1 protein-coding gene is annotated in these 714 nt (G+C 58.3%); it reads left to right on the top strand.

Annotated features, from left to right (window positions below; genetic code table 11):
* Nucleotides 1-534 (top strand): DUF2931 family protein (locus AC07YV_RS29875; RefSeq protein ID WP_494990408.1); only part of this gene is annotated, 534 nt, incomplete at its 5' end.
* Nucleotides 535-714: the final 180 nt, after the last annotated feature.

Genomic DNA, 714 nt, shown 5'->3' with positions numbered 1-714 from the left:
ATCGGCCTTGCCGCGCCACGTTTCATGGAAGTCTGGGTGGAGACGGTGGACGTGCTCGATCAGCGAAAGCTGCCCTTCTTTCACGTCTTCGGTGGTGTAGCTGGTTACACCCGTCAGCCGGAAGGTTGGCATAAAGGGGGAGGGAAGATGAAGCCGGTGAACAACGTCGACCTGCCGGAACGAATCTTCCTGCGCTGGCAATCGCTGGTGGAGCCGCAAGCCTACAAGATTCGGATTCCGATCCCGCAGTGGGTACGGGATGAGATGGTCAAACCGGAGCGGGTTTTTTGCGCTGCTGATCAAGCCAATGTGACGCTTTATCGCAACAGGATCACTTTGGGTATGGCTCCCGGTGGCATCGTCAAGGTCTGGGTTGGCGCGGGATGCCTCGGCTTTAAGGAAGTCGGACGTTTTCAGGCCGAGATCGAACCCCTGGGGCCGCATCGCAATGGCAATGGCATTTATTACCGGGCACCGACGCCGGAAGCCCAGGCTTACATTAAAGAGCACGGTATTCCTTATGGTTCTTGGTAACGGACTTACCAGAATGAAGCGCCTGATCTTGGTCGTCGGCTTCTTGTTCAGCCTGTGCGCCTGTGCCAGCGGCCCCAAGCCCTATCCGCCGCCCAAGCTGCCCTACAGCAGCTGGTACATCGGCCTTGCCGCGCCACGTTTCATGGAAGTCTGGGTGGAGACGGTGGACGTGCTCGATCA

The sequence above is a fragment of the Pseudomonas sp. GW456-E7 genome (genome assembly GCF_059424105.1).
The sequence above is the reverse complement of the archived record's forward strand: the minus strand, read 5'-3'. Positions and strand labels throughout refer to the sequence as shown.